This window comes from Archaeoglobus fulgidus DSM 4304, assembly GCF_000008665.1.
GTDB classification, from domain to species: domain Archaea; phylum Halobacteriota; class Archaeoglobi; order Archaeoglobales; family Archaeoglobaceae; genus Archaeoglobus; species Archaeoglobus fulgidus.
This window is the reverse complement of sequence record NC_000917.1, coordinates 270,434-296,350: the sequence shown is the minus strand read 5'-3', so window position 1 is coordinate 296,350 and position 25,917 is coordinate 270,434. Positions and strand designations below refer to the sequence as shown.

The 25,917-nt window shown below is 41.5% G+C and carries 40 protein-coding genes and 2 pseudogenes; 25 read left to right on the top strand and 17 right to left on the bottom strand.

The annotated features are described in order from the left end of the window. Window positions 1–41: 41 nt before the first annotated feature. From AF_RS01665 to AF_RS01640, 6 genes are read left to right on the top strand one after another with little or no spacing between them, the layout of a single operon-like run. Window positions 42–1,100 carry a glucose-1-phosphate thymidylyltransferase gene (locus tag AF_RS01665; RefSeq protein ID WP_010877833.1) on the top strand — a complete coding sequence of 353 codons (1,059 nt, stop codon included), beginning with the start codon at window positions 42–44 and terminating at the stop codon, window positions 1,098–1,100. 8 nt (window positions 1,101–1,108) lie between these two features. Beyond that, window positions 1,109–2,107: a dTDP-glucose 4,6-dehydratase gene (rfbB, locus tag AF_RS01660; protein ID WP_010877832.1), complete on the top strand. Its 999-nt coding sequence runs from the start codon at window positions 1,109–1,111 to the stop codon at window positions 2,105–2,107. A gap of 1 nt (window position 2,108) precedes the next feature. After that, entirely contained in the window at window positions 2,109–2,966 is an 858-nt protein-coding gene (gene rfbD / locus AF_RS01655; protein WP_010877831.1) for a dTDP-4-dehydrorhamnose reductase, read from the top strand. An 11-nt stretch (window positions 2,967–2,977) separates the two neighbouring features. Continuing rightward, window positions 2,978–3,475 (top strand): dTDP-4-dehydrorhamnose 3,5-epimerase family protein, encoded by a 498-nt coding sequence (locus tag AF_RS01650; protein WP_010877830.1) that lies wholly within the window; start codon window positions 2,978–2,980, stop codon window positions 3,473–3,475. After that, on the top strand, window positions 3,472–4,332 hold the full coding sequence (locus tag AF_RS01645; protein ID WP_010877829.1) for a glycosyltransferase family 2 protein: 861 nt from the start codon (window positions 3,472–3,474) through the stop codon (window positions 4,330–4,332). The genes AF_RS01650 and AF_RS01645 overlap by 4 nt, the downstream gene beginning before the upstream one ends. Beyond that, window positions 4,326–5,300: a glycosyltransferase family 2 protein gene (locus tag AF_RS01640; protein ID WP_010877828.1), complete on the top strand. Its 975-nt coding sequence runs from the start codon at window positions 4,326–4,328 to the stop codon at window positions 5,298–5,300. Before AF_RS01645 ends, AF_RS01640 begins: the two co-directional genes overlap by 7 nt. 48 nt (window positions 5,301–5,348) lie before the next feature. Here AF_RS01640 and AF_RS12350 read toward each other — a convergent pair whose 3' ends face one another. The 10 genes and pseudogenes from AF_RS12350 to AF_RS01590 form a co-directional block, all read right to left on the bottom strand. Then, a complete protein-coding gene (locus AF_RS12350; protein WP_010877827.1) occupies window positions 5,349–5,630 on the bottom strand; it encodes a PIN domain-containing protein in 282 nt (93 codons plus the stop codon). Window positions 5,631–5,731: 101 nt separating this feature from the next. Beyond that, window positions 5,732–5,929: an antitoxin family protein gene (locus tag AF_RS01630; RefSeq protein WP_048064614.1), complete on the bottom strand. Its 198-nt coding sequence runs from the start codon at window positions 5,927–5,929 to the stop codon at window positions 5,732–5,734. A 62-nt stretch (window positions 5,930–5,991) separates the two neighbouring features. Then, window positions 5,992–6,447: a type II toxin-antitoxin system VapC family toxin gene (locus AF_RS01625; RefSeq protein ID WP_010877825.1), complete on the bottom strand. Its 456-nt coding sequence runs from the start codon at window positions 6,445–6,447 to the stop codon at window positions 5,992–5,994. Then, window positions 6,425–6,650: pseudogene (locus AF_RS01620) on the bottom strand (antitoxin family protein). The gene AF_RS01625 and the pseudogene AF_RS01620 overlap by 23 nt, the downstream one beginning before the upstream one ends. Before the next feature lie 36 nt (window positions 6,651–6,686). Beyond that, the gene (locus AF_RS12565) at window positions 6,687–7,136 is read right to left on the bottom strand and encodes a type II toxin-antitoxin system VapC family toxin (RefSeq protein WP_010877824.1); all 450 of its coding nucleotides are present in this window, start codon (window positions 7,134–7,136) and stop codon (window positions 6,687–6,689) included. Next, window positions 7,133–7,327, bottom strand: a complete 195-nt coding sequence (locus tag AF_RS01610; RefSeq protein WP_048064216.1) for an antitoxin family protein — start codon at window positions 7,325–7,327, stop codon at window positions 7,133–7,135. The genes AF_RS12565 and AF_RS01610 overlap by 4 nt, the downstream gene beginning before the upstream one ends. 162 nt (window positions 7,328–7,489) lie before the next feature. After that, a complete protein-coding gene (locus tag AF_RS01605; protein ID WP_010877822.1) occupies window positions 7,490–7,921 on the bottom strand; it encodes a type II toxin-antitoxin system VapC family toxin in 432 nt (143 codons plus the stop codon). Continuing rightward, window positions 7,899–8,093, bottom strand: coding sequence for an antitoxin family protein (locus tag AF_RS01600; protein ID WP_010877821.1), 195 nt, complete (start codon window positions 8,091–8,093; stop codon window positions 7,899–7,901). Before AF_RS01600 ends, AF_RS01605 begins: the two co-directional genes overlap by 23 nt. Before the next feature lie 131 nt (window positions 8,094–8,224). Beyond that, window positions 8,225–8,677, bottom strand: coding sequence for a type II toxin-antitoxin system VapC family toxin (locus AF_RS13260; protein WP_010877820.1), 453 nt, complete (start codon window positions 8,675–8,677; stop codon window positions 8,225–8,227). Next, window positions 8,674–8,865: an antitoxin family protein gene (locus AF_RS01590; RefSeq protein ID WP_048064612.1), complete on the bottom strand. Its 192-nt coding sequence runs from the start codon at window positions 8,863–8,865 to the stop codon at window positions 8,674–8,676. The genes AF_RS13260 and AF_RS01590 overlap by 4 nt, the downstream gene beginning before the upstream one ends. A 201-nt stretch (window positions 8,866–9,066) precedes the next feature. On the opposite strand from AF_RS01590, the gene AF_RS01585 reads away from it, so the two are divergent. The 4 genes from AF_RS01585 to AF_RS12820 all read left to right on the top strand — a co-directional run bounded on the left by AF_RS01585 (window position 9,067) and on the right by AF_RS12820 (window position 14,111). Next, complete coding sequence (locus AF_RS01585; RefSeq protein WP_010877819.1) at window positions 9,067–9,909, top strand: class I SAM-dependent methyltransferase; 843 nt, start codon at window positions 9,067–9,069, stop codon at window positions 9,907–9,909. A gap of 66 nt (window positions 9,910–9,975) precedes the next feature. Next, on the top strand, window positions 9,976–12,084 hold the full coding sequence (locus AF_RS12340; protein ID WP_052270463.1) for a glycosyltransferase: 2,109 nt from the start codon (window positions 9,976–9,978) through the stop codon (window positions 12,082–12,084). Between the two features lie 31 nt (window positions 12,085–12,115). Beyond that, window positions 12,116–13,504, top strand: a complete 1,389-nt coding sequence (locus tag AF_RS01580) for a glycosyltransferase (RefSeq protein ID WP_148183412.1) — start codon at window positions 12,116–12,118, stop codon at window positions 13,502–13,504. 10 nt (window positions 13,505–13,514) lie between these two features. Next, on the top strand, window positions 13,515–14,111 hold the full coding sequence (locus AF_RS12820) for a hypothetical protein (RefSeq protein ID WP_148183410.1): 597 nt from the start codon (window positions 13,515–13,517) through the stop codon (window positions 14,109–14,111). Here AF_RS12820 and AF_RS01575 read toward each other — a convergent pair. Beyond that, window positions 14,053–14,952, bottom strand: a complete 900-nt coding sequence (locus AF_RS01575) for an IS481-like element ISA0963-2 family transposase (protein WP_010877817.1) — start codon at window positions 14,950–14,952, stop codon at window positions 14,053–14,055. The genes AF_RS12820 and AF_RS01575 overlap by 59 nt on opposite strands. Window positions 14,953–15,038: 86 nt before the next feature. Between AF_RS01575 and AF_RS13845 the strand changes: the two genes are divergently transcribed. Genes AF_RS13845 through AF_RS01565 form a run of 3 tightly spaced genes read left to right on the top strand, consistent with a single transcriptional unit; the run spans window position 15,039 to window position 16,206 of the window. Beyond that, on the top strand, window positions 15,039–15,347 hold the full coding sequence (locus tag AF_RS13845; protein WP_010877816.1) for a hypothetical protein: 309 nt from the start codon (window positions 15,039–15,041) through the stop codon (window positions 15,345–15,347). Further along, complete coding sequence (locus tag AF_RS13660; RefSeq protein WP_280097439.1) at window positions 15,320–15,448, top strand: hypothetical protein; 129 nt, start codon at window positions 15,320–15,322, stop codon at window positions 15,446–15,448. Before AF_RS13845 ends, AF_RS13660 begins: the two co-directional genes overlap by 28 nt. Continuing rightward, window positions 15,445–16,206, top strand: a complete 762-nt coding sequence (locus AF_RS01565; RefSeq protein ID WP_010877815.1) for a sulfotransferase family 2 domain-containing protein — start codon at window positions 15,445–15,447, stop codon at window positions 16,204–16,206. The genes AF_RS13660 and AF_RS01565 overlap by 4 nt, the downstream gene beginning before the upstream one ends. A 258-nt stretch (window positions 16,207–16,464) precedes the next feature. Here AF_RS01565 and AF_RS01560 read toward each other — a convergent pair whose 3' ends face one another. Beyond that, entirely contained in the window at window positions 16,465–17,433 is a 969-nt protein-coding gene (locus AF_RS01560; protein ID WP_010877790.1) for an ISNCY-like element ISA1214-1 family transposase, read from the bottom strand. Window positions 17,434–17,484: 51 nt separating this feature from the next. On the opposite strand from AF_RS01560, the gene AF_RS01555 reads away from it, so the two are divergent. Beyond that, the gene (locus tag AF_RS01555; RefSeq protein WP_010878145.1) at window positions 17,485–17,643 is read left to right on the top strand and encodes a DUF2080 family transposase-associated protein; all 159 of its coding nucleotides are present in this window, start codon (window positions 17,485–17,487) and stop codon (window positions 17,641–17,643) included. Next, window positions 17,630–18,769 (top strand): hypothetical protein, encoded by a 1,140-nt coding sequence (locus AF_RS01550; protein WP_048064214.1) that lies wholly within the window; start codon window positions 17,630–17,632, stop codon window positions 18,767–18,769. Before AF_RS01555 ends, AF_RS01550 begins: the two co-directional genes overlap by 14 nt. 30 nt (window positions 18,770–18,799) lie before the next feature. On the opposite strand, the gene AF_RS01545 is transcribed toward AF_RS01550, so the two are convergent. Both AF_RS01545 and AF_RS01540 read right to left on the bottom strand, forming a co-directional pair. Then, a complete protein-coding gene (locus tag AF_RS01545; RefSeq protein WP_143274364.1) occupies window positions 18,800–19,843 on the bottom strand; it encodes a hypothetical protein in 1,044 nt (347 codons plus the stop codon). Between the two features lie 154 nt (window positions 19,844–19,997). Then, window positions 19,998–20,936: pseudogene (locus AF_RS01540) on the bottom strand (UDP-glucose dehydrogenase family protein); the annotation flags it as partial. Between the two features lie 216 nt (window positions 20,937–21,152). On the opposite strand from AF_RS01540, the gene AF_RS01535 reads away from it, so the two are divergent. The 4 genes from AF_RS01535 (at window position 21,153) to AF_RS01520 (ending at window position 22,634) form a co-directional block, all read left to right on the top strand. After that, window positions 21,153–21,356 (top strand): DUF2281 domain-containing protein, encoded by a 204-nt coding sequence (locus AF_RS01535; RefSeq protein WP_010877811.1) that lies wholly within the window; start codon window positions 21,153–21,155, stop codon window positions 21,354–21,356. A 238-nt stretch (window positions 21,357–21,594) separates the two neighbouring features. Next, window positions 21,595–21,747 carry a PIN domain-containing protein gene (locus AF_RS13255; RefSeq protein WP_010877810.1) on the top strand — a complete coding sequence of 51 codons (153 nt, stop codon included), beginning with the start codon at window positions 21,595–21,597 and terminating at the stop codon, window positions 21,745–21,747. Between the two features lie 208 nt (window positions 21,748–21,955). Next, on the top strand, window positions 21,956–22,264 hold the full coding sequence (locus AF_RS01525) for a nucleotidyltransferase domain-containing protein (RefSeq protein ID WP_010877809.1): 309 nt from the start codon (window positions 21,956–21,958) through the stop codon (window positions 22,262–22,264). Between the two features lie 7 nt (window positions 22,265–22,271). Beyond that, window positions 22,272–22,634 carry a HEPN domain-containing protein gene (locus AF_RS01520; RefSeq protein WP_244372795.1) on the top strand — a complete coding sequence of 121 codons (363 nt, stop codon included), beginning with the start codon at window positions 22,272–22,274 and terminating at the stop codon, window positions 22,632–22,634. Between the two features lie 2 nt (window positions 22,635–22,636). Here AF_RS01520 and AF_RS13840 read toward each other — a convergent pair whose 3' ends face one another. From AF_RS13840 to AF_RS01510, 3 genes are all read right to left on the bottom strand, one after another. Next, window positions 22,637–22,714: a DUF433 domain-containing protein gene (locus AF_RS13840; protein WP_372428859.1), complete on the bottom strand. Its 78-nt coding sequence runs from the start codon at window positions 22,712–22,714 to the stop codon at window positions 22,637–22,639. Between the two features lie 279 nt (window positions 22,715–22,993). After that, window positions 22,994–23,467: a putative toxin-antitoxin system toxin component, PIN family gene (locus AF_RS01515; RefSeq protein WP_010877806.1), complete on the bottom strand. Its 474-nt coding sequence runs from the start codon at window positions 23,465–23,467 to the stop codon at window positions 22,994–22,996. Beyond that, on the bottom strand, window positions 23,452–23,676 hold the full coding sequence (locus tag AF_RS01510; RefSeq protein ID WP_010877805.1) for a hypothetical protein: 225 nt from the start codon (window positions 23,674–23,676) through the stop codon (window positions 23,452–23,454). Before AF_RS01510 ends, AF_RS01515 begins: the two co-directional genes overlap by 16 nt. A 143-nt stretch (window positions 23,677–23,819) precedes the next feature. Here AF_RS01510 and AF_RS01505 point away from each other — a divergent pair, with 143 nt between their 5' ends. The 6 genes from AF_RS01505 (at window position 23,820) to AF_RS01480 (ending at window position 25,848) form a co-directional block, all read left to right on the top strand. Then, on the top strand, window positions 23,820–24,050 hold the full coding sequence (locus AF_RS01505; RefSeq protein WP_143274363.1) for a hypothetical protein: 231 nt from the start codon (window positions 23,820–23,822) through the stop codon (window positions 24,048–24,050). A 63-nt stretch (window positions 24,051–24,113) separates the two neighbouring features. Continuing rightward, complete coding sequence (locus AF_RS01500; RefSeq protein WP_052270461.1) at window positions 24,114–24,299, top strand: hypothetical protein; 186 nt, start codon at window positions 24,114–24,116, stop codon at window positions 24,297–24,299. Beyond that, a complete protein-coding gene (locus AF_RS01495) occupies window positions 24,287–24,613 on the top strand; it encodes a PIN domain-containing protein (RefSeq protein WP_048064210.1) in 327 nt (108 codons plus the stop codon). The genes AF_RS01500 and AF_RS01495 overlap by 13 nt, the downstream gene beginning before the upstream one ends. Window positions 24,614–24,818: 205 nt before the next feature. After that, the gene (locus AF_RS01490; RefSeq protein WP_048064209.1) at window positions 24,819–25,019 is read left to right on the top strand and encodes an antitoxin family protein; all 201 of its coding nucleotides are present in this window, start codon (window positions 24,819–24,821) and stop codon (window positions 25,017–25,019) included. Then, entirely contained in the window at window positions 25,010–25,465 is a 456-nt protein-coding gene (locus AF_RS01485; RefSeq protein ID WP_010877804.1) for a PIN domain-containing protein, read from the top strand. The genes AF_RS01490 and AF_RS01485 overlap by 10 nt, the downstream gene beginning before the upstream one ends. A gap of 38 nt (window positions 25,466–25,503) precedes the next feature. Beyond that, window positions 25,504–25,848: a hypothetical protein gene (locus AF_RS01480; protein ID WP_010877803.1), complete on the top strand. Its 345-nt coding sequence runs from the start codon at window positions 25,504–25,506 to the stop codon at window positions 25,846–25,848. Window positions 25,849–25,917: the final 69 nt, after the last annotated feature.

Genomic DNA, 25,917 nt, shown 5'->3' with positions numbered 1-25,917 from the left:
AAAACCGACAATATTTTATAAATCAATTTCCCTCTTTTATCGTGAAGGGCGTACTGCTTCACGGTGGTGCCGGCACCCGATTAAGACCACTAACCTTTACGGGGCCAAAGCAGCTGATTCCCGTAGCCAACAAGCCGGTTTCCCAGTATTGCCTTGAGGACATGATTGGTGCAGGAATCAAAGAGGTAGCCATAATTTTGGGGGAGACCTATCCAGAAATGGTGGAAGAGCACTACGGAGATGGTTCGAGGTTCGGATGCAAGATTACATACATCCATCAGGGTAAGCCACTCGGTATTGCTCATGCAGTCTATCTTGCCAAAGACTTCGTCGGTGATGAAAAGTTTGTAGTTTATCTCGGCGACAACCTGATTCAGGATGGTATAAAGGAATACGTTAAGAGATTTGACGAGGAAGATTTTGACGCCTTCATACTTCTCAAGGAGGTTGAGGATCCAAGAGCCTTTGGTGTTGCCAAGTTTGAGGGCGAGAGACTGGTCGGACTCATTGAGAAGCCAAAAGAACCTCCAAGCAACTACGCGGTAATTGGTGTATATATGTTCAAACCAGTTGTTTTTGACATAATCAAAGACCTAAAACCGAGCTGGAGAGGAGAACTTGAAATCACCGACACGCTACAAAAAATGATTGAAAACGGTTACAATGTGGGATATGCTAAACTGAAGGGTTGGTGGTTCGACACAGGCAAGGCAGAGGACATACTGAAGGTGAACGCAACGATTCTCGATGAGAGGGCAAAAAGGAGTGTAAAGGGAGAGGTTTTGGCGTCGCAAATTGAGGGAAGAGTTGAGGTTGGAGAAGGGGCAAAAATAACTAACAGCATCGTAAGGGGGCCAGCGGTCATCGGGGAAGACTGCATAATCGAGAACTCGTTCATCGGGCCCTACACGAGCGTTGGTGAAAGAACGGTCATTAAAAACAGCTCGCTTGAATACTGCATAGTTCTCAGCGAGTCAATTATCGAGGGTGTGGAGAGAATTGAGGAGAGTCTCATTGGGAGGAAAGTCAGAATCAGAAAGAACGACAGAAAGAGGTTCCTAAGATTCACCATTGGGGATTACTCCGAGATCCTGCTTTGAGGTGGAAGATGAGAATTCTTGTTACGGGAGGAATGGGGTTCATCGGCTCCAACTTCGTTAGGTACGCTCTTGCTCACCACCAGGTAGAGATTCTGAACCTCGATGCTCTGAAGTACGGCTCCAATCCGGAAAATCTGAAAGACTTGGCAGAGGATGAGAGATACAGCTTCATCAAAGGGGATATAAACGACTATGAACTCGTCTCTGATCTGATTAAGAAGGTAGATGCGGTGGTGAACTTCGCTGCAGAGAGCCATGTGGACAGGAGTATATCCAGTCCCTATGCCTTCATCGAGAGTAACTTTCTTGGAGTGTATACGATTCTCGAAGCAGTGAGAAAGTGCAATCCTGAGGTAAGATTGGTGCACGTCAGCACGGATGAGGTTTACGGGGACATTGAAAAAGGCTCCTTTACGGAAAAGGACGGGTTGATGCCTTCCTCACCCTACTCAGCAAGTAAAGCTGCTGCAGACATGCTGGTCCTCGGCTATGCAAGGACTTACAACCTAAACGCATCCATTACAAGGTGCACGAACAACTATGGGCCCTATCAATTCCCGGAAAAACTGATTCCGAAGACCATAATAAGGGCAAAAATGAATCTGAGCGTCCCAATCTACGGAACCGGAATGAACGTGAGGGACTGGATTTACGTCGAGGACCACTGTAGAGCAGTCTGGGAGGTTATGGAGAAGGGGGAGAGAAGAGAAGTTTACAACATTTCAAGCGGAGAGGAAAGAACGAACCTTGAGATTGTAAAAACGATTCTGGAAATCATGGGGAAAGACGAGAGCCTGATTGAGTATGTTGAGGATAGACCAGGACATGACGTTCGCTACTCCCTCGACTCGTGGAAGATAATGAGAGAGCTGAAATGGAGGCCAAAGATTAGCTTTGAAGAAGGGATAAGGAGGACTGTTGAGTGGTACCTGCAAAACGAGTGGTGGTGGAGGCCTCTGGCTGATGAGAGGATTTTGCATCCCACGCCATGGAAGCTGAGATGGTAGAATGAAGGTAGCGGTAATAGGAGCCAAAGGCCAGCTTGGAACGGACCTTGTTGACGTTCTTAAGGAGGAGTTCACAGTTTATCCGCTTACTCATGAGGATGTTGATGTTGCAGTGTCTGAAAGCCTTGAAGTGCTGAGAGACATCCACCCCGACGTTATCATAAACACCGCTGCCTATGTCAGAGTTGATGATGCGGAGAATCATGCGGAAAAGGCCTTTGCGGTCAACGCCATCGGGGCGCTTAATGTGGCCAGAATCTCTTCGGAAATTGATGCGGTTAACATTTACATCAGTACAGACTACGTTTTCGATGGTGAGAAGGGAGAGCCCTATGTCGAGACAGATAAGCCAAATCCTATAAACGTTTACGGAGCGAGCAAGTATGCCGGAGAAATTCTCACGAAAAACTACTCGGAAAAACACTACGTGATCAGGGTTGCAAGTCTATACGGGAAGGCCGGGGCGAGCGGAAAGGGCGGTAACTTCGTAAACTGGGTGGTGGATATGGCGAGAAAGGGGCAGGAGCTGAGGATTGTTGCGGACCAGTTTATGAGCCCCACCTATACCAAGGACGTGGCCCTCGCTGTTAGAGAGTTTCTCAAACTCCGCCCCGACTACGGAATTTACCACATGGTAAACGACGGATACTGCTCGTGGTTTGAGTTTACGAAGGCAATATTCGAAATTCTCGACTGGGATGTGGAAATTCAGCCAATAAAGTCGAGCGAGCTTAACAGATTGGCGAGAAGGCCAGCTTTCTCTGCCCTGCAAAACTACAAACTCGAAAGAATTGGCATTAAGATGAGGCACTGGAGGGAAGCTTTAAGAGATTATTTAGCTGAGAAGGGTTTGGTTTGATTGGTGGTAGTATGCTGCCAGGTATCGTTGTTAAACCGCTCAAAACCTTCGCAGACGAGAGGGGTTTCTTCACGGAGATAATGCGAAGAGACTGGGATGTTTTTGAGGATGAAATCCTTCAGGCGAACATGTCCGTGACCTATCCGGGAATCGTGAGGGCTTGGCACAAGCATGAGAGGGGGCAGGTGGACTACTTCGTCTGCATAGGCGGGGCGATAAAGATATGTGCCTACGATGATGAAACTCAGGAGCTGGCAGAAATAGTTTCGACGGGCAAAAACCTTCAGGTTGTGAGGGTGCCGGGACATTACTGGCACGGCTTCAAGGCGATTGGGGTGGAGCCTGCAGTGCTGGTGTATTTCGTCAGCAGACTGTATGACTACGAGAATCCCGACGAGGTGAGGAGGCCCTGGAACGACTCCACAATTGTGCCTGCAAAGATAAACGGCAGGGAAGACGACCCTCGCTGCGGAAAGCCGTGGGACTGGTTTTATCCTCCGCATAAATGAGGACTGTTTACGCAATCGTTGTGAACTACAACAATTTCGATGATACCGCTGAATGCATAGACTCCCTCTTGAACCAGACATATCCGTGCAGGGTAGTTGTGGTGGACAACGGATCGGAGAGAGAGGTGATAGAGAAGCTCAGAAGGAAGTATCCTCAGGTTGAAATGCTAGAACTCGGTGAGAACAGGGGGTATGCGGGAGGTTGCAATGCTGGCATTAGAGCTGTTATTGACAAAGCCGATTACGTGCTGATTTCCAACAACGACGTGGTTTTTGAGAGGGATGCAGTAGAAAGAATGGTCTCAGAGATGGAAGAAGATGAGACAATTGCAGCCTGTCAGCCTGTGGTGAAGTACTACGGCGACGAAAGAATATGGTCTGCTGGCACACGCATTTTTCTTGGATATCCTGTTTTGCATTTGAAGAACAAGATGGTTGAGGTTGAGATAAGTTTCGACTCTCCTTTTGGGCTTGTTGGATGTGCGATGCTGATAAGAAGCTCGGCTTTGAAGGACGTGGGCTTCTTTGACGAGGAGCTTTTCATGATGCACGAGGAGACGGAGTGGTGCATAAGAGCGAGGAAGAAGGGTTACAGGCTCGCCGTATGCAAAGCTGTGGTGAGACACAAGGTATCTGCCTCCCTGGGACTGTTCAGCCCCCATTATCTTTACTATACTGCCAGAAACTGGCTGATAGTGGCGAGAAGAGCTGGAAAAGCGATGTTTTTCTATGCGCTGATTACCGAGCCGCTGAGGGTTTTATACTATTTGGTGAGGCTGAAGAGGAAAGGTGACATCATCCAATACCTTAAAGGGGTGGTTCACGGAATTTTAAGTAGGAAAGGGAGAAGATGCTGACCTTCATAGTGGTTAACTACAACGGGGAAAAATACCTGAAAGAATGCCTGAATTCCATAATAAACCAGACTTACAGAAAACTCAGAGTTCTGGTGATAGACAACGGTTCAACAGATGGATCCAGAGATATTTTGAGGAATTTTGAGGATTATTACTCTCGGTTTGAGGTTATTCGGAATGAGGAGAATTTGGGGTTTGCCAAGGCTGCCAATCAGGGAATTGAAATGGCAAACACTAAATTCGTTGCCCTCGTAAACAACGATGCCTTTCTGGAAAGAAACTGGGCAGAAGAGATGCTGAAGGCTGCAGATGATTTAAGGGCGGGAATCTTTGCATCCAAAATACTGTTTGAGGACGGGCGAATAAACTCGGCGGGACATGCAATACACAGAGGTCTGGCTGTGATGGAGAGGGGGTTTTTGGAGAAGGATGAGGGGCAGTTTGACGAGCCTTGCTACGTTGCCGGAGCATGCGCTGCGGCTGCAATGTATCGCAGAAGCCTTTTCGAGGACGTGGGTTTGTTTGATGAGGACTACTTCATGTATAACGAGGATGTGGATTTGAGTTTAAGAGCATTGATTAGAGGTTGGAAGATTCTGTACGTTCCAACGGCCATAGCTTATCACCTACACTCAGCATCTACGGGCTTCTTATCGGATTTCTCTGTGTATTACAACAGCAGGAACTGGGTGTGGAGTGTGGTTAAGAACGTGCCCAGGGATTTACTTCTGAGGGAGTTTCCTTACTTCATCCTGAGAAATTTCAGCTCGATGCTGTTCTTCTGCCTGAGGGGCAATTTTGCAATTTTGAAGTCAAAAATCGACGCTATCAGAGAGCTCAGGAAGTTTCTGGAGAAGAGGAGGGAAGTTCAGCAAAAAGTGAGGTTTAAGGCAGTTGAAGACTACATCGAGGGGCTTGGTTTTGGCAAGGCTCTGAAGGTTGCGAGGTTAGCAGGGGTTCTCCGATAGACACTGAGATTACGTTGCCGGATGGTTTGCACACTCCTTAGCACGAATTCAAGGCTCTACAACTTCAAGGAAATCCACTTGCCTGAAATCTTCATAGTGCTTGCAGGTTGCTGCGATTAAGGCATCGTTTGGCAGCAATCCAAATTTTCCAATAAGTTCAACTATGTATTCTTTGGCAATCCTGTCAGTTGGCAGCATGTCGATAATCTCAAAAACTCTCAGAACTGGCTCCAGATTTACATTCTCAATTAGCTCTGGCCTCTTTCTTAAGGTTAGCGGACCTTTATCCGTTGTAAGGATCAGGTAAACGTAAACAGTTTCCAGAAACACCGTTTTTGTTAGTCAAGCCGTGTATTTCACCATCTTCCACATCCCGGAAGAAGGAAACAACGCTTTTCTTTCCTCTCAGCAGGTCGATTATGACATTCGTGTCAATAAATATCTTCTCCATACTCAATCATTTCAAGGGCTTTTTTCACCTTTTCATCGCTCACTTTGAGAATTCCAGCCACAGACTCCACAACACTCTCCTTTAGCTCCACCTTAACCTTTTCCCCCTCCTTCAAGTCAACCTTCTGTAACGGTTTGAACACGCCATTCTCATACACGGCTTCTATTACTTTTGGCATGTCATTAATTTGCATGAAAGAAGAAATAGGTTTCGGCTGGTGCTTCTTTTTTGATTTTTCAGTTAGAGTCCAAGTACTTCAAGAAAATCAAGCCTCCTGAAATCCTCATCGAAAGTTGCAATTTTCTTTATGCCGTAATGCTTACAGGTGGCAGCTATTAAGGCGTCGTTTGGCAAGAGCTTATACTCCAGAATTATTTTCTTGGCCATATCAAAAATGTGTTCGTCGATTTCTATGATTTTCAGAGCATCCTTAAGCACATTTAGTGCGTGAAGCCTCGTTTCAGTTAGGGATGAACCTATACCTTTCTCAAAGCTATCCTTAACTTTGAAAATGTTGACACGGCTAACGGAGAGTTCGTCAACCACGCTTACAAAGATGATCTTGAAAGATGCCTCCTCAAGAACGTTTACAGATGTATGGAGAACGTATTCCGACAGTTTCTCTAAAATCTTGAACTCTTTCCTTAAGATGACTTCGAGAATCACTGTGGTATCAATAAAGCATTTTTCCGACATCGTGTAACCTCTCCAGTTCTCTGAGGTCTATTTTTGTTTTTGGTGCGTTTTTAAGTAAAACTTCAAGCTCTCTGATCAGACTGTGATCGATATAGCCCCTCTCATCCAATCTAAGTCGGATTTTTTCTCCCTCCTTCAAGTCAACCTTCTGAAGGGGCTTGAACAACTCCGTTCTCATATACAGCTTCGATGATTTTTGGCATATAGATTGTGGGTCTGAGAATAGAAATAGGTTTCCCCTAAGGCTCAACAACCTCAAGAAAATCTACTCGCCTGAAGTCTTCATCGAAGGTGGCGATCTTCCTTATCCCGTAATGCCTGCAGGTTGCAGCTATCAGGGCATCGTTCGGAAGTAATTTGAATTTGCTCATGATTTCCGATATTTCCCGCGGATTTTGATAGTCTCTCAAGACTGTTATGTTTAAGTCTCGAATTACACTTTCAAAAGCCTCTATCTCCTTGGCACAGAAACTGTATCCTTCCTCTGCCACTAATTTCCTGAACTTTACATACGATTTTATTCCAAATTTTATCTCGGCAAGCTTTCTTGAAACTACGTAAATCGTCTCGTTCCAAACAGTGAAAGTCGAGAACAGCGGTTCGTAGGTTTCGAGAATTCTTTCAGATTTTTCGGTCAAGTTCGTTTCGAAGAGGAAGTTGTAGAAAATGTTGGTATCCAAAACGATCAAAGCATTACCTCCCCTTCGTATTCTCTCAACTCCTCCACCTCTGCTTTTCCGAAAACACCCTTGTATTTTCGCAGGATTTCTTTTTTGTCTTCTTGAATCACAATTCTTACTTTGGATCCCGGTCTGAAATTCACCTTCTGGAGGGGCTTGAAAACTCCGTTTTCGTAGATGGCTTCGATTATTTTGGGCATACTGATATTTGGTTGAGGTTTAGAAATAGGTTTCGGCTGATGTTTTCCTTTTCGATTGCCGGTCACAATCTCTAAAATCCTAATTTGGCGTTCGCTACTTCGTGGCAAACCTGTTTGGGTTAGAAGTCTCATGGGCGGTTTGCACACTTCGTAGCACGCAGTTCAAAGCTCTACGACCTGCAGAAAGTCAACCCTCCTGAAATCTTCATCGAAAGTTGCAATCTTCCTGATGCCATAATGCTTGCATGTTGCAGCGATTAACGCGTCGTTTGGTAAAAGCCCGTATCTCGACATTATTTTCCGAGATTCAACCGTAATCAAATTGGAAGATTGTAATTCGACAAAAATGCTTAGAATCTCGTAAACTGGCTCAAGGTCAATTTTGCAGATAATCTCATGATTTCTCTTCAGCGTTTTTGCGTCTAATTTTGTCAACAGTCTCATGTACACAAAGACAACTTCCGAAACCACGATTTGGTTAATATATCCGCGAATTTCCCCGATCTCAATTTGATCTATTAATTTCTTTGCCTTTTGATCCCCAGCAAGGTGTCTTACCAAAATATTTGTATCAACAAACACCCCAGAAGTCATCTATTTCCTCCAGAACCTTTTTTATTTCCGTCTCGCTGGCCTTTAGAATACCAAACGTCTTGTCAGAGATGGATTCCAAAACGATTTTGGCTTTTTCCCCCTCCTTCAAGTCAACCTTTTGGAGGGGCTTAAACACGCCGTTCTCGTAAATGGCTTCGATTATTTTGGGCATACTGTTATTTGGTTACAGTTTAGAAATAGGTTTCGGCTGCCGCCTTTTAGATTGCTCCATCACAATTTCTAAAATTTGGCGTTCGCCACTTCGTGGCAAGCTTTCAGCTTGCTCACTTCGTAGCACGCAGTTCAAAGCTCTACGACCTGCAGAAAGTCAACCCTCCTGAAATCCTCATCGAAGGTTGCGATTTTCTTTATCCCATAATGCTTGCAGGTTGCTGCTATTAGGGCATCGTTTGGCAGGAGTCTGTATCGCTCCATAATCTCGAGAACGAGGTCCCAAGAAGGCAATGGCAGGATCTGGAATCCGTCATGAAGAATTGAGCTGTAAAACAGCTTTGCATTTTTGAGACTTTTCTCGTACACATTTGAATCTTCCTTGAGTTTCTTGATTACTTCGTAGTGCTTCTCCAATTTCACAAAATCAGAAGCGGTAAACTTCATGAGTATATAGGTCGTTTCCTCTACCACATTGAGCGATGTAAAATATTCGTAATTCTTCAGTTCTTCGTAAATCCTCCGTGCATTCTCATTCCCTCTAAAATACTCGACAAAGAAAGAGGTGTCGAAAAAGACCTTCATGCTCTCTCCGTTATCATCAGATCCATATCTTCGTCCAGGTCCGTCTTACGCCTGTGTCGGAACATCCCGAATAACTGGGTAAGTCCCCGATCCACAATGACTTTTACCTTCTCCCCCTCCCTGAGTTCAACTTTCTGGAGGGGCTTGAACACTCCGTTTTCGTAAATGGCTTCAATGACTTTTGGCATGTTATTAGTTTGCATGAAAGAAGAAATAGGTTTCGGCTGCAGTCTTTTTTGATTGCTCAATCACAATTTCTAAAATTTGGCATTCGCTACTTCGTGGCTTGGATTGGCGCACTTTGTAGCACGCTTATTGGCAATGCATCTTTAGCCGACCTTTGTTGTAAGTAAAAATTATATTACATAATTCTGCAGAAATCTAAAATTATGACTTATAGACTCGTGGAGTTATTTAGAACGCATAAAGGAAAGGTGACGGATAAATGGACTTCCTATTTAGAAATATATGAGCAGTTATTTTCAGACTACAAGGATAAAGAAGTAAACATTTTGGAGATTGGAGTTCAGAATGGTGGGAGCCTTGAAATCTGGGCGAAATATTTTACAAATGCAAAAAATATAATTGGCTGCGACATAGATGAAAGATGCTCTGAGCTTACTTACGACGACGAGCGAATAAAGATCGTGATAGGAGATGCAGGTGATTTATTGACTGCTAAAAGGGTGAGAGAAATTGTTAGCAGTTTGGACATAATAATAGACGATGGCTCACATAAATCGTCCGATATAATTAGAGCCTTTGCAAATTACTACCCTCTGTTGAATTACGGTGGGATATATATTGTCGAAGACCTGTGTTGCAGTTACTGGAAAAACTTTGGCGGCGGTTTGTTTGAATACTATTCAGCAATTAATTTCTTCAAAACCCTCATTGATGTTATTAACTACGAGCATTGGAGATTGGGCAAATCGAGGAAGTGGTTACTTTCGAAGTTTGCTGAAAAGTATAACCTGAGTTTTGACGACTCAGAGCTCGCTACGATACGATCAGTTGAGTTTTACAATTCTTTATGTGTGATCAGAAAGGAATGTCCAGAAAAAACAGTAATCGGGCCCAGAATCGTTGTTGGAGAGGAAAGCATATTTGGTGATTTAGAGGAATTCAGGAAAAGGAATAATACAAGTGTTCAGGACATACGCGCTGAAGTTGAGGATATCTCCACGGAAATGGAACACTCCATCTGTCAAACTCGTCGTAGAGAAAGGTAGCTGGTGCATAGAAACTCTTTTATAAAGTATTGGTGGCTTTCGAATAATTTGGGGCGGGTGCAAAGTATGTTAGAGTGGACGGGGGGGAGATATATTCCAACGGCAAAACCTGAAGAGGTTGGAGCGGAAATTCACTATGAGCACCTTCACAGGTATTATTTTGCAGCACAGTTTGTCAAGGGGAAGGTTGTTTTGGACCTCGGATGCGGTGAGGGTTATGGGAGCTATATTTTATCCAAATACGCCAAGAAAGTTGTTGGGGTGGATATTGATGATAAATCTATAAAGCACGCGAGCAGCACATATATAAGAAGCAATCTTGAATATCGTGTCGGTTCAGTTACCAGCATACCGGTCGATGGTGAGGAAATTTTCGATGCTGTAATTTGTTTTGAAGTTCTTGAGCACATTGCAGAACATGAGGAAATGCTTCAGGAAGTGAAGAGAGTTTTGAAGAAGGATGGAATTTTCGTTGTGTCGACTCCCAACAAAAAGGTTTACAGTGACGAACCAAACTATCAGAATCCGTTTCACGTAAAGGAGCTGTACTTTGATGAGTTTAAAGCTTTGCTTGGCAGATACTTCAAGCACATCTACTTTTTCGGGCAGAGAGTTTATCCTTCTTCGCAAATCTGGTGCCTGACAGAAGATAATGATAGAAGCAGTGAATTCGTAATAGAAAGGGGAGAGAGGAGTTTTGTTAGAGTTGAGGCTGAAAGGAAGGAACCTATGTATTTTATTGCGATAGCATCAGATTCACCGCTGAAAGAAATTGATTATCGAAGTTATCTTACCGATGTTAGTAGTGTCCTAATCAACAACTTCAGAAAATACATCAGGCATCTTGAAAAAAGGTTAAGGGAGCTGGAGGTGGAAGTTGGCAGATTGAATTCAATTGTTGAGCAGAAAGAGAGGCAAATAGGGGATCTGAGTGCGAGTCTGGATAAATTAAACACCGAGGTGGCCGAGAAGAGTGGAAGAGTCTATGAGCTTGAAAACGCGTTGAAAATCAAGGATGGAGAATTAAGCAGGTTGCAGCAGGAGATAGAGAGCCTGAGGAGTGCGGTCAGGGATAGGGAAGCTGAGATCGAAAGGCTCAACGATGAGCTTGAGAGGATAAGTGGGGAGCTTGAAAGTGAGAGGGAACGGGTATCCGCTCTAACAAAATCGCTCGAAGAGAAAACCAAAGAGCTGAACGAGTTCAAGGTAAAATCGATCAACTTGGAGCAAAAAATAAGGAGCTTGGAGGGGGAGCTGAAGGAAAAGGAGAGCTTGGTGGAGAGGCTGAATGGAGAGCTTACAGCAAGAGAGAAAGCAATTGAAGAGCTTAGGAAGGAGGAGCAGAGGGTTAAGTCGGAACTTGCTGCCAGGGAAGAGCAAATAAGAAATCTCACGGAGGAGAATATTAGACTGGCAGCAGAGCTGGACTCGATAAAGTCCAGCGTTACGTGGAGAGCTGTGATGAAGTGGCACTCCTTTGTTGAGAGAGTTGCTCCATTAGGGACGAGGAGGAGAAGGTGGTATGATTTGGGGATTAAAGGGTTGAGGGTTTTGGCTAGTTCTGGATTCAGAGGTTTGTGGAGAAGCGCGTCAGAGTACAGAAAGCAAAGAAAGTTGGAAGAGATGCAAATTGAGACTAAAGACATTTACGGTACTCCTAGTACATCTTTCAATACAGCTGATGTGTCAGAATTAGAATTTCCTAATTTCGAAAATCCTGAAGTTTCAATAGTGATTCCTGTATATAATAATGCAGAATTAACATATAATTGCTTGAAATCAATACTCTCTAATACTGCTGGTTGCTCATATGAGGTTATATTAGTTGACGATGCATCAACAGAAAAGGAGGTTGATACTCTATTTGATAAAATCAAAAACGTGAAGATTATACGAAACAAAGAAAATGTAGGCTTCGTTGAATCCTGTAATATTGGTGCAAAAGCTAGTTCAGGAAAATATATATTATTTTTAAATAATGATACCATCGTTACTCCAGGATGGCTACCACCACTTTTGGAGTTGATAAAACGAGAAGATGTTGGGGCAGTAGGCGCTAAACTCGCATACCCGGATGGAAAACTCCAAGAGGCTGGGGGAATAATATGGAAAGACGCATCAGGGTGGAACTACGGAAGATACGACGACCCAGAAAGACGAATACAATTTTGTTAGAGAAGTGGATTACTGCTCTGGTGCTGCTCTGATGGTCAAAAAAGAGATCTTCGAAAAAATTGGGGGATTTGACGGGAGGTTTAAACCTGCTTACTATGAAGATACAGATTTATGCTTTTCTGTTCGAAAAATGGGTTACAAGGTAATGTACCAACCGAAATCCGTGATAATTCATTTAGAGGGGGCAACATGTGGAACAGATACGAGTTCAGGCGTAAAGAAGTTTCAAGAAATAAATAGACAGAAGTTTTACGAAAAATGGAAAGATACCTTGCTAAAGCACCATTATAATCCTGATCCTTCAAACTTGTTTTTGGCGAGATGCAGGAACGGAGGAAAGCGCATCTTGGTGATTGACCACTATGTTCCAACATTTGACAAAGATAGCGGTTCCTACAGGATGTATAATATACTCAAAATTTTGATAGAGCTTGGTCATTGTGTTACGTTCATAGGCGATAATTTGGCAAAAATGGAGCCGTATACCAGTATTTTGCAGCAGATTGGTATCGAAGTGCTTTACGGGCCCTACACCAGATCAATTGAGGACTACTTAAAAGACCACGGAAAATTCTTTGACATAGTTATCTTGAGTAGGGCACCGATAGCAGAGAAACATATATTAGCAGTTCGTAAATACTGCAGTAAAGCGAAAATAATTTTTGATACAGTGGATCTCCACTTCTTGAGAGAAATGAGGAGAGCAGAATTAGAAAAAAATGACAAAGTTAAAGAGTTGGCCGAAAAGTTGAAGAATATTGAACTGAAGTTGGCGAGATTGGCCAACTTGACGTTGGTAGTCTCGCCATTCGAAAAAGAACTTCTACTGAAAGAAGATCCAACACTAAATGTGGAGGTTCTGTCCAACATCCATGAGATAAAACCTCCAAAAAATAGTTTCGAGAATCGTAAAGATATAATGTTCTTAGGCGGTTTTGCCCACCCTCCCAACATTGATGCAGTAAAATGGTTCATTAATGATATATTTCCAAAAATTAAGCAACAACTACCGGAAGTAAAATTTATAATCGTAGGGAGCAACCCTCCTGAGGAAATTATGTCGCTTAGTTCGGATGATATAATTGTAACAGGGTATGTTAGAGAATTAGAGCCTTACTTTGAAAGCGTTCGGGTATTCGTATCGCCACTTAGATACGGCGCTGGTGTTAAGGGAAAAATTGGTGAAGCTATGGCTCATGGTGTGCCTGTAGTAACAACGTCGATAGGAGGGGAGGGGATGGGATTGATTGATGGGGAGAATGCACTAATCGCCGATGATCCGGTAGAATTTGCTGAAAAAGTAGTCAAACTATATACAGACAAAGCTCTATGGGAAAAAATTTCAATGAGGTCGATTGAGCATGTTAAGTGTAATTTTTCATACAATGTTGCAAAAAATAAAATCATTAATATTATTTAGAGGTGAAAGTGTGGACAGGGAGGTCGGAAAAATATTTCCACCAGGTCATTTTTACTCCCCTATTCCAAATATAAAAGAGGTAAGGAGACGGGAGGAAAAAATATTTAGAGTTCGAACTGATAATGAGGTCCTTGGCATAGACTTGAATAAAGAAGAACAATTGAAGCATTTGGAGATAATTGGTTCTTACGTTGACTTATTCGATTATCCAGAAACCCCCGAACATAATCTAAAATGTATATATTATAAAAATAATGGGGTGTTTGAAAAGTTAGATGCTTTGGCATACTTTGCTTTCATAATTCACTACAGACCAAATAGGATTGTAGAAATAGGTTCAGGATTCTCGTCACTTATAGCTATGGATGTGAATAAAAAGTTCTATAATGATAAAATAGAAATAGCTCTTATTGAACCTTACCCATCTGATTATTTGAGAAGAGGAATTTTATTTTACAGAAATGCTGAGTTAATTGATCAACCAGTGCAAGATGTTGATTTATCATTTTTCGAGACTTTAGAGGAAAATGTGATATCCCGAAATAATTTCACTCCTCAATCAACCACCTCCCGTACTCAAACACCCTTTCAGCAGGCAGCTTCCTGAGAAAAGCCTGATAAGGAGTCTCCAGCTCTTCAAAATTAAGGCTCATGTGAGGTTTAACGTAATTATACCAGTAAACGAATTCATCCAGTGATTCAAAAAGACCAATTTTTTGCTCCATCAGTCCAAAGAACCTCTCAATCTTTCCATTGGTTTGAGGATGGTTTATTCTGGCAAGAATATGCCTAACACCATTCTCAACCAGGAATTTCTTAAATCTGTGCTTAGCCCTCTCCCTGCTCTTCGCAGCCACAAACTGAGTTCCGTGATCCGTCAATATTTCATCTGGAATTCCATATTCAGCGAACCCTTTCCTGAGAACTTTGATCGTGTTCTCAGTCGTTGCCTTCTCAAATACTCCATAGCAGGTGATGAAGCGGGAAGCATCGTCCATGAAGGCTATTATCCAATTCTCTCCAAGCTTTTTCCAGTCTCCCTGCCATAAACTCATTGAGTGTTTTCTTTCATAACGAACCCATTTCCTCCGCTTTTTCTTATTCATATTCTCCTCCACCAAACCGTGTTTTAGCAAGATTCTGTATATAGTGTTGTGGGGGATGTGGATGCCGTAATCCCTCTCTATCAGCCTTTCCAGCGGAACTGGGCTGAGCTTGTATTTTTCGTAGGCTTGCAGGATTATTTGCTCAGTTTCTTTGTCTATTGGCTTGGGCTTTCTTCCAGGTTGTTTGAGTTCTGGAATTTCTCCTGTTTCTTCGTATTGTTTTTTGAGTTGGTAGATCCTTCTTGGTGTTACTCTCATCACAGCTGCTATTTCTCTTACTGGGGTTCCCTTTTCGAGTTGTTTGATGATCCATCTGATCTTTTTGTTCGTTAGTTTTCTCACATGAAGTTGGTTGTGGGTAGTGAAATAATTTAGGGATACTACAGACTTTAGAGGAAAATGACATTTTATTTATTGATTCAACGCATGTGGCTAAAGTGGGTAGTGATGTAAATCATATTTTCTTTGAAATAATGCCAAGGATACATAAAGGAGTGTTGATTCACTTTCACGACATCTTCATACCTGACGAATATCCAAAGGACTGGGTGTTCAAAGAAAACAGAGGATGGAACGAGATGTATCTTTTAAGGGCCTTTTTAATGTACAACCAAATATTTAAAATTGTATTTTCAAGTTACTATGTATCGACACGTTTTCCGAATAAAGTATTAGAAAAATGCAAAAAAATGATTGGAGGTGGCTCTTGTTGGTTGAGGAAGGTGAAAGAATTGTAAAAAGAAAAGTTGATCGAAATACGGATATGGATTTGATGTGGGATTTTAAATACATAGAGAGTGGAATGAATATTAAAACCATAAAAGAGGTGGAATTGTGAATAGAGTTATACTGTTCCATTTTCACTTTTTTAAGAATGCTGGTTCTGCCGTGGATTATATACTTGAAAAGAATTTTGGAGATAGATTTGTAAAAAAAGAGTTTAAACTGTGGCCTTACTACGAAAATATAAAGGAAGTAATTAAATGGATCGAAAATGAGAGCGATGCAGTTGCGTTCTCATCCCATACGGCGAGGTTGTTTGACTCCACACTTTTGGAAAGGAGAGGTATCAAAATCATTCCTATTATTTTTGTAAGACATCCTATTATTCGGATTCATTCTGCATACCATTATGAAAGGAAGCAGGTGGACATTTTTCGCCCTGGACCGGTCATTGCTCGCAATACGGACTTTAAAGGCTATGTCGAAATAAGGTTGGCTATACCAAGACAGGAGTTCAATGTAAGCAATTTCCATGTTTTCAGATTGGCAGATATGCTCCATGGCGAAAAGAACATGAAACCGCTGGAAAAAGCACTTATAGCTCTAAAAAGACTTCCTTTTATAGGGTTGGTAGAGGAATTTGAAAAGTCAATGACAAAGTTGGAAGAGACCGTGAGAGAATATTTCCCTGAGTTTAAAGCAAGTGTTATTAGGACCAATGTTCAGTTTAGTCCCGATATGCCTTTAGAGGAGAGGTTGAAAATTATAAAGAATGAGGTTGGTAAAGATTTCTACAAGAAGCTGATGGAAATTAATGAGGAGGACATGGTGCTGTGGGAAAAAGTTGTAGATATGTATAAGGAGGGGTTCTGATATGGATGTTTTTCTTCACATTGGACTTCCGAAAACTGGAACGACGACTATACAAAGATTCTTAATTAATAATAAATACTTTTTATATAAAAAACATGGCGTCCTATACCCCTCAACGCCTTTGTTCAATTCAGGCCACCATTTGTTGCCTTTGTCACTTCGACCAAATATTGCGAAAGCAAGGGGTATCGAAGACCTTCAAATTGGAAATGTTTGTAGTTTATTAGAATCAGAGATTCGGGAGACTTTGGGACAAAATTACCTCACCACCCTAACAGCAAACACATTGTGCCACAGCCCAACAGCAAACAAAGCCATCTCTCTCCTGTCCTCCCTCCTCTGCCTTATCAACCATCCAAATCTCCTCTTATCAGCAGAAAATCCTGCCTCACTTAAGTTCCTCTTGAAGTACCTCTTCAGAAACCTATAAGGAGCTTCAACAATCCTCTCGATAACCCTCAACCAGTCAAATCCTATTCTGGCAAGATTTCGCTTTGGAATGACGTAGACAGCTGTCTCAGCATCAAACAGCCTCAGAGTCTTCCTACTGCTGTAATACTTATCCAGAGAAATCGAGTTTACCTTCACCCCCATGCTTTTGAGCATTCCTAAAGCCTTCTCAAAGGCATCTTTCTCAGATCTGTCAGAATAGCCAAAGCCAACGTACATTCCCGTATCGATGTCAATTATCCTGAAAACGTATCTGAAGTCTTTACCTTTCCTTTTAGGATTGCTTCTATAGTGCTTAGTGATGGTTAGGCTGTATCCTGTCCCATCTCCTGAAAAATCTCCTGAAACTCCTTCCTCTCTAAGCAGAAGGATGAAGAGGTTGTGTAAAGCCATTCTAACTTCTTCATCCGAGTATAATCTTTCTATCGTTTTGTAGCTAACCTTTATCCCGAATAAAGGTTCAAACAGCTCTAAAAGCTCCTCAATATCTCTGTTTGATTTGTCCATCAGCCTTGCAAACAGAAAGAGCATAACTCTCTTCTCCAGATCAACTTTCTTTGGTCTTCCCACCCTCTTTTGCACGGTTATCACAGAAATAGCCTCTCTAACGTATTCAGGGAGTTTTCTCAGCCTTTCCTTAACAACTTCTCTCTTCCTCTCCCATTCTGTGTACGGATACTTTTCCTTCTCCTCCTGTCTTATCTCCTCTGCAATTTCATCCAAAACATCCAGAAGTTCCCTTACAAACTTCCCTGTCACTCTGAATCCAAGGTTCATGTTCTGATTCCAACCAAAAAGTATTTAAGTATTTCTATGGATATACTTAACATGAGGAGGGTTGAAGTGAAGAAGGGAGATTTTGTTCTGAAAGAGGAGGTTGAGGTTGTTTTCGAGAAGAGAGTCACGCCTTTCGGTAATTCAGCAAAGGTTGATGTGCCCAAGAGGTATATTGGGTGGAGAGCGTATGTGATTGTTGTCAGGGATTAAAGGAATTTTGTCCCAAAACCAGATTCGGGAATACAATCCAAAAAAAGTGATTGTAAGTTCAGAGGCTTTTTTGAATTTAAATATAAATGAAATACTTAAATTTAGAAAATTTTTAAATATCAGAGTATCCAAAATAGTCTGCTATTTACGCAGACAAGATTTATGGCTGGAATCAGGATACAAACAAGCGGTTAAAAGCCCATTTAATAGAAGCACTGAAAAATTCAAAATAAAGTATTTTGATTATTATTCTAAGTTATCTAATTGGAAACAAGCCTTCCCAGAAGCAGAAATCATCGTAAGAATCTACGACCGAAAACTATTCCCGGAAGGCAACGTTATTCTCGACTTTCTGCAAGCTTTGGGTATAGACATGCCAGAAGCAAGAGAATACAAGATCGAAGCTAACCCATCGCTGAGCCACCTTTCAACACTGGTTATGAGGAGAATAAACGAGGAGCTCAATTTGTCTCCGCAGGATCGTTGGAAAGTCGTAAACTACCTCCTCGAACTCGACAGAAGAGAGGGCAGCATCCTTAAGACCTTCTTTACACTCGAAGAAAGAATAAAATTCCTAGAGCAGTTCAGGGAATCCAACGAAAAGCTGTTCAGGGAGTACTTTGGCACCAAAAATCAGTTTGTATTGAGCGAAGAGGAGATAGAGTTCTACAGACAGCAGGATCAGATTCCGAGGGAAGTTATAGAGAGGGCGATTGAGGAGAGGTATCAAAAAGTTCTTGAGTTTATGAAACGTGAGGGGATCATGGCGAAGGAAAAGATATTCCCAAAGGTGAACGTTAACTACTTGCCTGAAGCAAATCTTGAGTTTTTCAGGATCGATGTTTTGCAGGCTAACCTTCTCAACGGCAGATTAATCCTCAGTGGATTGCTACTGCCAAAGAATGCTGAAGGTGTCAAGCTAACTGTAAAAGACGCAGAAGGTATAAAGGAAATCCAGTGGGGCTTACCTTCCCCCATTTTCGGAGAACTACACCCCGATAACCCAATAGCCAAAAATGCGAGGTTCAGAGTAGATAACGTAGTTCCGGATCTGGAGAAGCCGATAGAAGTATTTTTGAACGGTGAAAAAGTGGCTGAAATCATTATAGACGGGAGCCGAGGCTGAAGTTAAAACTTTAATCTTCGTAGATCTTTCTTACCATTCAATCCTCGGCTCACCCCACCATGCCCAATCCCACCTCGAATCGTTGTTGGGGCCTGGAAGCGTAGAGAAAATTATGGTTACGTTTCTGCCAGCATATCTGCTCAGATCGACCTCGAAGTCGTTCCACTTCCTTTCTTCTGGATTGTGCTTGGGATCTATGTACTTAGAGAAAACGAGCTCCTCGAATCCTTCGTCTCTTATGTAAACCTCGAAGGTTACACCGTCTCCTTTTTCTGGATCCCAGACATCAGGATGTAATGCAATGCTGAACCTGAGTTTTGCGTTTTGGGGAATGTAAATTTCATTGAAAACGATAATTGAGCGATTTTCATTTGAGATTGGATGCTGGAAAAGAACGAATTTTACATCGTTATAAATTCTTAAAACTCCCTGGAGCTGAGATTGCTTTGGCAGGAGCTTAACTTCGTCGGGCTTGTATAGCAAAATATTGTTTTCAGCAAAAACACTGAGTCTCAGTTCTTCAAGTTTTTTAGCCCTTTTTTTAACAATTTCTGGATTAAGATGCAGTTTTTTTAAGTTCTCATCTGGTTGAACATCGTAAGTTTTCAGTATTGCTGATCTTTCGCTCATACTAACAAAGTTGTGTTCTCCTGTTTTAATCCCTGGGAAAAAGTTCAAGATGAAACTGCAAATGAGAAGGGTGAAGAGCATGGTTTTTAGAAAGGCATTAGCCGAAGTCTTAATCATACCTTTATTTTCCTCGCTGAGAGTAGAGTATAAAATGGAAAGACTGTAAACGCATATCAGCGGGAGAAAAACTACAGGGTAATGGCGGTAGGATGGTAGAAAGAAAATTTTCTCTGGAGGTCCAAAATAGTTTGCTATGTCGCCTGACCTTGTTACAACCAGTTCGAGGGAAGTTAAGACGCCAAATGCGAGCAATCCATACCACTTTGCGAATCTATCTAATTCAAGATTTTTTCTATTGATCGCTATCAGAGCTACAAATATCGAGAAAATTAAGATCCCGAAAAGAAGCACTGTTTGTTGATCTCTTATAACCTCGCTACCCAAAACGCATAAAAAGCAGGAAAATTTGTGTAAAGGATAAAACAATGCAGTTTTTATGTAAATTAGATAAGTATCGTAATTATGGAGAGGATATTCAGGATTCGGAGAATAAAACGGCGGTTTACTTAAGACCCAGAAATGGACAAAAAACACTAATCTTTCCCCTTAAGTCGGGAATGTGCTTCTTCAGAAGCTCGATCATCTTCAACGGCTGTTTCTCGTTAACTTCGATAACGGCTTTTAGTATCTGTAGGTCTTCACCGAGTTCTTCAGACTTCCTAATCAAAGCTCTAACATCCTTAGGAAAACAGCTCCCCCCGAATCCAATCCCAGCTCTGAAAAATGATGGATTTATTCTGTGGTCCAAACCAACACCCTCAAACACCTTGTAAACATCAATCCCAAGCTTCTTGCATATGTTTCCTATCTCGTTGGCGAAGCTTATCTTCGTAGCTAAGAAGGCGTTAGAAGCGTACTTTATCATTTCAGCGGTTTTTATCTCTGTAATAAGCTTTGGGCAATCGAAAGGTTTATACAATTCCTCTAAGACAGATTTGGTCCTTTCATCCTTAACACCAATCACTATTCTATCCGGATTGAAGAAGTCTTCAACTGCGTTGCCTTCCCTCAAGAATTCGGGATTCATAGCTAAACCAAAATCGTCAAACGCTTTTTTGCCAGATTCTTTTTCGATTATCGGCTTCACGAAGTTCTCAGTCGTTCCAGGCAAAACCGTGCTCTTAACGACGATAACATGAAATTCCTTTTCAGCCAGTGCTTTCCCCAGTTTACTTGAAGCCTCTTCTACTTGCCTGAGATCAAGAGAACCATCCTCTTTTGAGGGCGTTCCAACGCATATGAAAGACACCTCAGAATTGTCTAATGCCTCAAAATAATCATTTGTGGCGTAAAATTTTCCCTCATTCTTTTTTATTAGCTCCTCCAAGCCGGGCTCGTAAATTGGAGGGATAAGATCGTTTATTGATTTGATTTTGCTTCCATTCGAATCGACAAAAACTACTGGGTTGCCGAGTTCTGCGAAACCAAGTCCGGTCACTAATCCAACGTATCCACAGCCTATGATTGAAACCTTCACACTTTAAATTGGTTTATTAAATTTATATCTTTCTTCTTAAATCCACAACCCCAAAAACCTCCCTTTCCACCTCTCATCACCTCGAAAAGCAATATCTAGGAATAACGTTGTCCCGGTCTGGAGAAGAAGGTTGCCGAAATCGCAATTAAAAGATAAATGAACTCAAAACAAAGATTTAGAACCATATTAACTATAGACTGATTGAGGTGCATCGAAATGGACAAAAGTTATGAACTCTTTCAAAAGTTGCCCGATGAACTCAAGAGAGAAGTTCTCGACTACATAGAGTTCCTGCTGGAAAGGAGAGCGAAGAGGGAGAAGAGTCACCTTAGTTTATCTTGGAAAGGCGCACTGAAAGAGCTGAGAGACAAATACACCTCTGTGGAGCTGCAGCACAAGGTCCTCGAATGGTGGGGCTGAATGTATTTAATCGATACGAACATATCTCGGAAATACTTCTTGAACAAGATAGGCTGACGAGGCAGAGAAATTTCTGAAAGAAATCCCAGCAGAACACTTGCAAGTCTCAGATTTTTCTGTATTTTCTATCGGGATCATTCTGTTCAGGCAGAGGATGTACTCTTAGAGTTCGTAGAAGATGTTTTTGTAAGAGGTGGGATAATCCCTATCACTCTTTGATTTTGAAGAAGTCGTTAAGGTGTCAAAGAAGTATAAATTAGACTTTGATGATGCCTATCAGTATGCACTGGCTAAAAAGTACAATTTAGAAATAGTAAGTTTCAATTCAGATTTTGACAGGACAGATGCAGGAAGGGCTCTTCCAGAGCAGGTCATTGACGGATCTATCTAAAGTGGTCCACAATTTTCACAATTTCAAAAGAGCTTGAGGCGGCCGAGGGAATAAAAGAGGTGCAATGGGGCTTACCCTACCCTTATTTCGGAGAGCAACGCCCTCGAATACCCCAAATCGCTAATACAATTCAAATTTTCGAATTTCATCAAAAGTTCAAAAATTCGAGACGAAAGGAATTTAAGCTTTTATAAGTAATAGGAGTTAAATGCACGAAAAACTCTTAGAGCTTTCGAGGGAACTTAAGGAAAAATTCAAGGATGAAATAATAGAGATAATAGTTTTCGGGTCCTATGCAAGAGGAGATCTCGATGAAGATAGCGACATAGATATACTTGTAGTTGTGAATGACGATAGTGTAGAAGATGACTTAAGGAAAGCAGCATACTCCTTTATTCCAAAAATTGGGAGGTTGATATCTGTGAAGATTATAGACAAAAAAACCTTTGAGAACATGAAAAAAATGGAATTCTCTCTCATTTCTTCCATTGAAAAGGAGGGAATAAAGATTGGATGAACTAGAATTGAGAATCAGAAAAGCTGAGAAGCTTGTTCAAGATGCGAAAAAGGAATTTGAGATGGGGCTTTACGAAAGGTGCTGCAGCACAGCATATTATGCGATGTTTCACGCCGCTAAGGCTATGCTTCTCGGTTATGGAAGGGATTCAAAAACTCACAGAGGAACAATATACCTTATTTGGGAGTGTAGAGAAGAGCTGGGATTAAGTGATGATGATTGTTCAAAGCTGAGCAGAGCGTTTGATCTGCGGGAGGAAAGTGACTACGGAATATACAAAGAAGTTTCGAAGGATTTGGCTATCAAAATTCTAAAAGATGCAGAAATTTTTGTGCAGAAAGCCAAAAACGCTGTAAACAAGAACAGATAGTTTCAAGGGAGATCTTCAATGGTCCATCCACTTTTTAAAGCTTCTAATATGTCATAAACGGAAATTCTGGTGCCCTTAATAACCCATAATGGACGCTCCAGATCCGGAGAAACCGATAGAGGTCTACCTCAACGAAAAGAAGGTGGCTGAAATAGTGATAAGAAAAGCTGAGACGAAAGTGACAAAAAGGCATTTATGATGAATTTTGATGACCTCTATTACTAAGAAGAGAATGGTCGCAAATATCTCAGGTGGTTCAAGGAGCACAAAGATTTGCAGAGATCCTCAAAGAAGTCGTAAAAAAGCAGAGAGGGGGTTAACCAGAGGTGATCTGTTGGTTGGAGCAACACAACTTTTTATCATCGAGTTTTTCGGAAATGCTTCGGGGAATTTCTCATTGAGCTTTCTACCATTTTCAAGAACTCTTCCGGCTTCAAAATCTTAAATTTGTGTTCTTTAATTTGGTATTCCCAATTCTCATCTCTTAGATCGAGTAGATCATTATCGAGAGTTATCAGGAAGTTCGCTTTTGAAGCATATACTGTATTCAAAAACTTGTTATCTTCCTTATCTCTGCATATATCAAATTGCTCGTTTGGATTTATGGTTTTAGATTTACTTTCCAAAAGGACGTAAAACTCTAAAAGAACTTCAACAGGGAAGAACTCGGTTAATTTGGTTATGAGAACTCGAAAATACTCGTCCAGAATCTCCCTGGAGACGTGGTTTTCCAGTTTGTTATCAATAAGATGTGAGATCAATTTATATGAGCCTCCTTTTTTCGATATCAATGCTGCCGCGATTACTGAAGTATCTATTACAACCTTTTCCACTCTTCTCTAACCTCCTTGACAGTCTTAACTACCTCCTCCTCTGACAGTAGCATATCTCTATCTTCTAATTTCTTCCTGATCTCGCCAATTCTTTCCAAGGTCTTTTTTCCCTCTATTTTTTTTATCAAGAAGTAGTCTCCTATTCTCCAAACAATTACTTTTTCATTCGGACTTATAATTTTTCCCGCTTCCAGCACTTGCACTTCCATATGGAATATATGTTCTCCATGGTTATAAACTTATGCTTCAAAACCTCTCCGTTACCTGCAAATTAAGATAAGCTGTCCTTGAAAGAGCACGTTGATTTTCAGAGTCGATATTCTGCATGCCAATCTGCCGAGTAGCAGACCAATTGCGGAAGGCTTGGTTTTTTTTACCAAAACAAGGTGCTAAAGAAATTCCTAAACTAAGGAGTGAAGTGGGGTTACCTTCCTCTTATTTCGGAGAGCAACGCAAAGACAACCCGATAGCCAAGAACGCAAGGTTCAGAGTAGATAACGTGGTTCCGGATCTTGAGAAGCCGATAGAGGTCTACGTTAATGAGAAGAAGGTTGCTGAAATAGCGATAAGAAGACGAAATTGATTTAAGTTTCAGAGTAGAAATTAAAACATGTCCAAACAATTAGTAATTGATATCCCCGAGTGGATGGACGAGGAAAAGCTCAGAAATGCGATACTCCAGGCTGTATTTAAAGCTACTAGAGAACTGTCAATTGAAGAGGTAAGAAAGATGCTGGGGATAAAATCCGAGGATTTAACAGATGAGCTTGATGTTGAAGGTGTAGAGAAACTAAGGGAAAAGGAAAAGGAAAGGTTAAAATGGTTGTACTAGACACGAGTGTCGTCATTGAAAAGGTGAAAAGGAAGGAGAAAATAGGAGAAAACATAACTGCAGTTACGTTTGTGGAGTATCCGAGGATTGTGTTTTACAAAGAATTTTACGGCAAAATCCTTTTCCCAGACATCGAAGATTTTGTACTGGCGCATAAAATTCAGAGCAGACTCGTGAAATTGGGCAAAGCTAAAACATTCGCAGATTTGCTCATAGCTTCAATCTGCATAAACAGAAACGAAGAGTTGATAACGAAGGACAGCGATTTTAAGGATATAGCCAATGTTTCCGAGCTCAAGCTAAGGTTGCTTTGAATTTTGCTCTGTTCGGGATAAAGGGTTTTTAGATCAGATTTCGAGGGGAGAGAGGACTTTTGAGAGTACCAAAAAAGCAAGGTTCAGAGTAGATAGCATTGCCCGATTCCAGAGAGCTTGAGTCATTTCGAACGGTGAAAAAATGAAATAGTGATAAGGAGAAGTGAGACGAAAGAGATTTAAGTTTTTGAATTAATCAAATTCTATGCCCCGAGTAATTGAAGTAATATACGAAAATGGGATGTTCAAGCCTCTCGAAAAGGTTGATCTCCCTGAAGGTTCCAGGTTTAAAATACTAATAGAAGATTTTAGTGAGATTGATAGGATTCATGAGCATGTTAAAAAAATAGCAGGGGAAGCTTCTAAAGAGAAAATCCTTGAACTGCTAGATGAAGTATGGATTTAGTCTACCTTGATTCAAGCGTTATCGTAGAACTGCTACTCGGTAGCGAAGAAAGAAGGCGGACTATAAAATCTTTAATAGCTGGTAAAAGACGCTTCACATCAGCCATATCTTATGGAGAGGTTCTTTACGTTGTTTTAGCTATAAGTGCCGAAAAATACTACGGAAGTAGGGGGCGCAACGCTGTAAGAAAGTTTGTAAAAGAAAAGCACGATCATTACATCACTCTCCACGAAAGTGTATGCCGCACGTATTCGAGTCTGAACATAGATACCCTAGCTCATCCAAAAGTTGAAACTCTGAGTGTGCTGATCAGAAAATACAATTTGCTCCCTAGAGATTTGATCCACATCACCACAGCGATCGAAGGCAACTGCAATGCTTTCTTAACGTTGGACGAAGACTTTAAGCAAGTTAAGGAAAATATCAATGTTGTTATTATTGAATGACTCGATCTCATTGGATATCTTAGTCTATTTAGGAGTGAATGGAGTTCTTCGGACAGTTAGATCAAATGCTGGGGAGTAGTAGAGAGAACAATCTATGGTACCAAAAGGCTCTTTACTTCATGAGAAGAAGCGGAATAATCGCCAAGGAAAAGGTGTTTCCGAAGGTTAGCGCAAATTACTCGCCACTTGAGGGTCTGGAATTCTTCAGAATAGACACTCTAAATGCAAATCTGTTATATGAAAGGCTGATTGTAAGTGTTCTCGCTCTGCCGAGAAGAAAGAAAGAGATTAACCTAACAGTAAAGATGCAGAAGGAATCAAAGAGGTGCAATGGGTCTTACCCTCCCCTTATTTCGGAGAGCAACGCAAAGACAACCCAATAGCCAAGAATGCGAGGTTCAGAGTAGATAACGTGATTCCTGACACAGAGAGGCCAATAGAAATCCATTTAA

Excerpts from the sequence above, each read along its gene's own strand:
- rfbB (WP_010877832.1), top strand. The coding sequence starts at position 1,109 with ATGAGAATTCTTGTTACGGGAGGAATGGGGTTCATCGGCTCCAACTTC.
- rfbD (WP_010877831.1), top strand. The coding sequence starts at position 2,109 with ATGAAGGTAGCGGTAATAGGAGCCAAAGGCCAGCTTGGAACGGACCTT.
- AF_RS01650 (WP_010877830.1), top strand. The coding sequence starts at position 2,978 with ATGCTGCCAGGTATCGTTGTTAAACCGCTCAAAACCTTCGCAGACGAG.
- AF_RS01645 (WP_010877829.1), top strand. The coding sequence starts at position 3,472 with ATGAGGACTGTTTACGCAATCGTTGTGAACTACAACAATTTCGATGAT.
- AF_RS01640 (WP_010877828.1), top strand. The coding sequence starts at position 4,326 with ATGCTGACCTTCATAGTGGTTAACTACAACGGGGAAAAATACCTGAAA.
- AF_RS01630 (WP_048064614.1), bottom strand. The coding sequence starts at position 5,929 with ATGCCAAAAGTAATAGAAGCCGTGTATGAGAATGGCGTGTTCAAACCG.
- AF_RS01625 (WP_010877825.1), bottom strand. The coding sequence starts at position 6,447 with ATGTCGGAAAAATGCTTTATTGATACCACAGTGATTCTCGAAGTCATC.
- AF_RS01610 (WP_048064216.1), bottom strand. The coding sequence starts at position 7,327 with ATGCCCAAAATAATCGAAGCCATCTACGAAAACGGAGTTTTCAAGCCC.
- AF_RS01605 (WP_010877822.1), bottom strand. The coding sequence starts at position 7,921 with ATGACTTCTGGGGTGTTTGTTGATACAAATATTTTGGTAAGACACCTT.
- AF_RS01600 (WP_010877821.1), bottom strand. The coding sequence starts at position 8,093 with ATGCCCAAAATAATCGAAGCCATTTACGAGAACGGCGTGTTTAAGCCC.
- AF_RS13260 (WP_010877820.1), bottom strand. The coding sequence starts at position 8,677 with ATGAAGGTCTTTTTCGACACCTCTTTCTTTGTCGAGTATTTTAGAGGG.
- AF_RS01590 (WP_048064612.1), bottom strand. The coding sequence starts at position 8,865 with ATGCCAAAAGTCATTGAAGCCATTTACGAAAACGGAGTGTTCAAGCCC.
- AF_RS01585 (WP_010877819.1), top strand. The coding sequence starts at position 9,067 with ATGACTTATAGACTCGTGGAGTTATTTAGAACGCATAAAGGAAAGGTG.
- AF_RS12340 (WP_052270463.1), top strand. The coding sequence starts at position 9,976 with ATGTTAGAGTGGACGGGGGGGAGATATATTCCAACGGCAAAACCTGAA.
- AF_RS01580 (WP_148183412.1), top strand. The coding sequence starts at position 12,116 with ATGGTCAAAAAAGAGATCTTCGAAAAAATTGGGGGATTTGACGGGAGG.
- AF_RS01560 (WP_010877790.1), bottom strand. The coding sequence starts at position 17,433 with ATGAACCTTGGATTCAGAGTGACAGGGAAGTTTGTAAGGGAACTTCTG.
- AF_RS01555 (WP_010878145.1), top strand. The coding sequence starts at position 17,485 with ATGAGGAGGGTTGAAGTGAAGAAGGGAGATTTTGTTCTGAAAGAGGAG.
- AF_RS01535 (WP_010877811.1), top strand. The coding sequence starts at position 21,153 with ATGGACAAAAGTTATGAACTCTTTCAAAAGTTGCCCGATGAACTCAAG.
- AF_RS01525 (WP_010877809.1), top strand. The coding sequence starts at position 21,956 with ATGCACGAAAAACTCTTAGAGCTTTCGAGGGAACTTAAGGAAAAATTC.
- AF_RS01510 (WP_010877805.1), bottom strand. The coding sequence starts at position 23,676 with ATGGAAGTGCAAGTGCTGGAAGCGGGAAAAATTATAAGTCCGAATGAA.
- AF_RS01500 (WP_052270461.1), top strand. The coding sequence starts at position 24,114 with ATGGACGAGGAAAAGCTCAGAAATGCGATACTCCAGGCTGTATTTAAA.
- AF_RS01495 (WP_048064210.1), top strand. The coding sequence starts at position 24,287 with ATGGTTGTACTAGACACGAGTGTCGTCATTGAAAAGGTGAAAAGGAAG.
- AF_RS01490 (WP_048064209.1), top strand. The coding sequence starts at position 24,819 with ATGCCCCGAGTAATTGAAGTAATATACGAAAATGGGATGTTCAAGCCT.
- AF_RS01485 (WP_010877804.1), top strand. The coding sequence starts at position 25,010 with ATGGATTTAGTCTACCTTGATTCAAGCGTTATCGTAGAACTGCTACTC.
- AF_RS01480 (WP_010877803.1), top strand. The coding sequence starts at position 25,504 with ATGGAGTTCTTCGGACAGTTAGATCAAATGCTGGGGAGTAGTAGAGAG.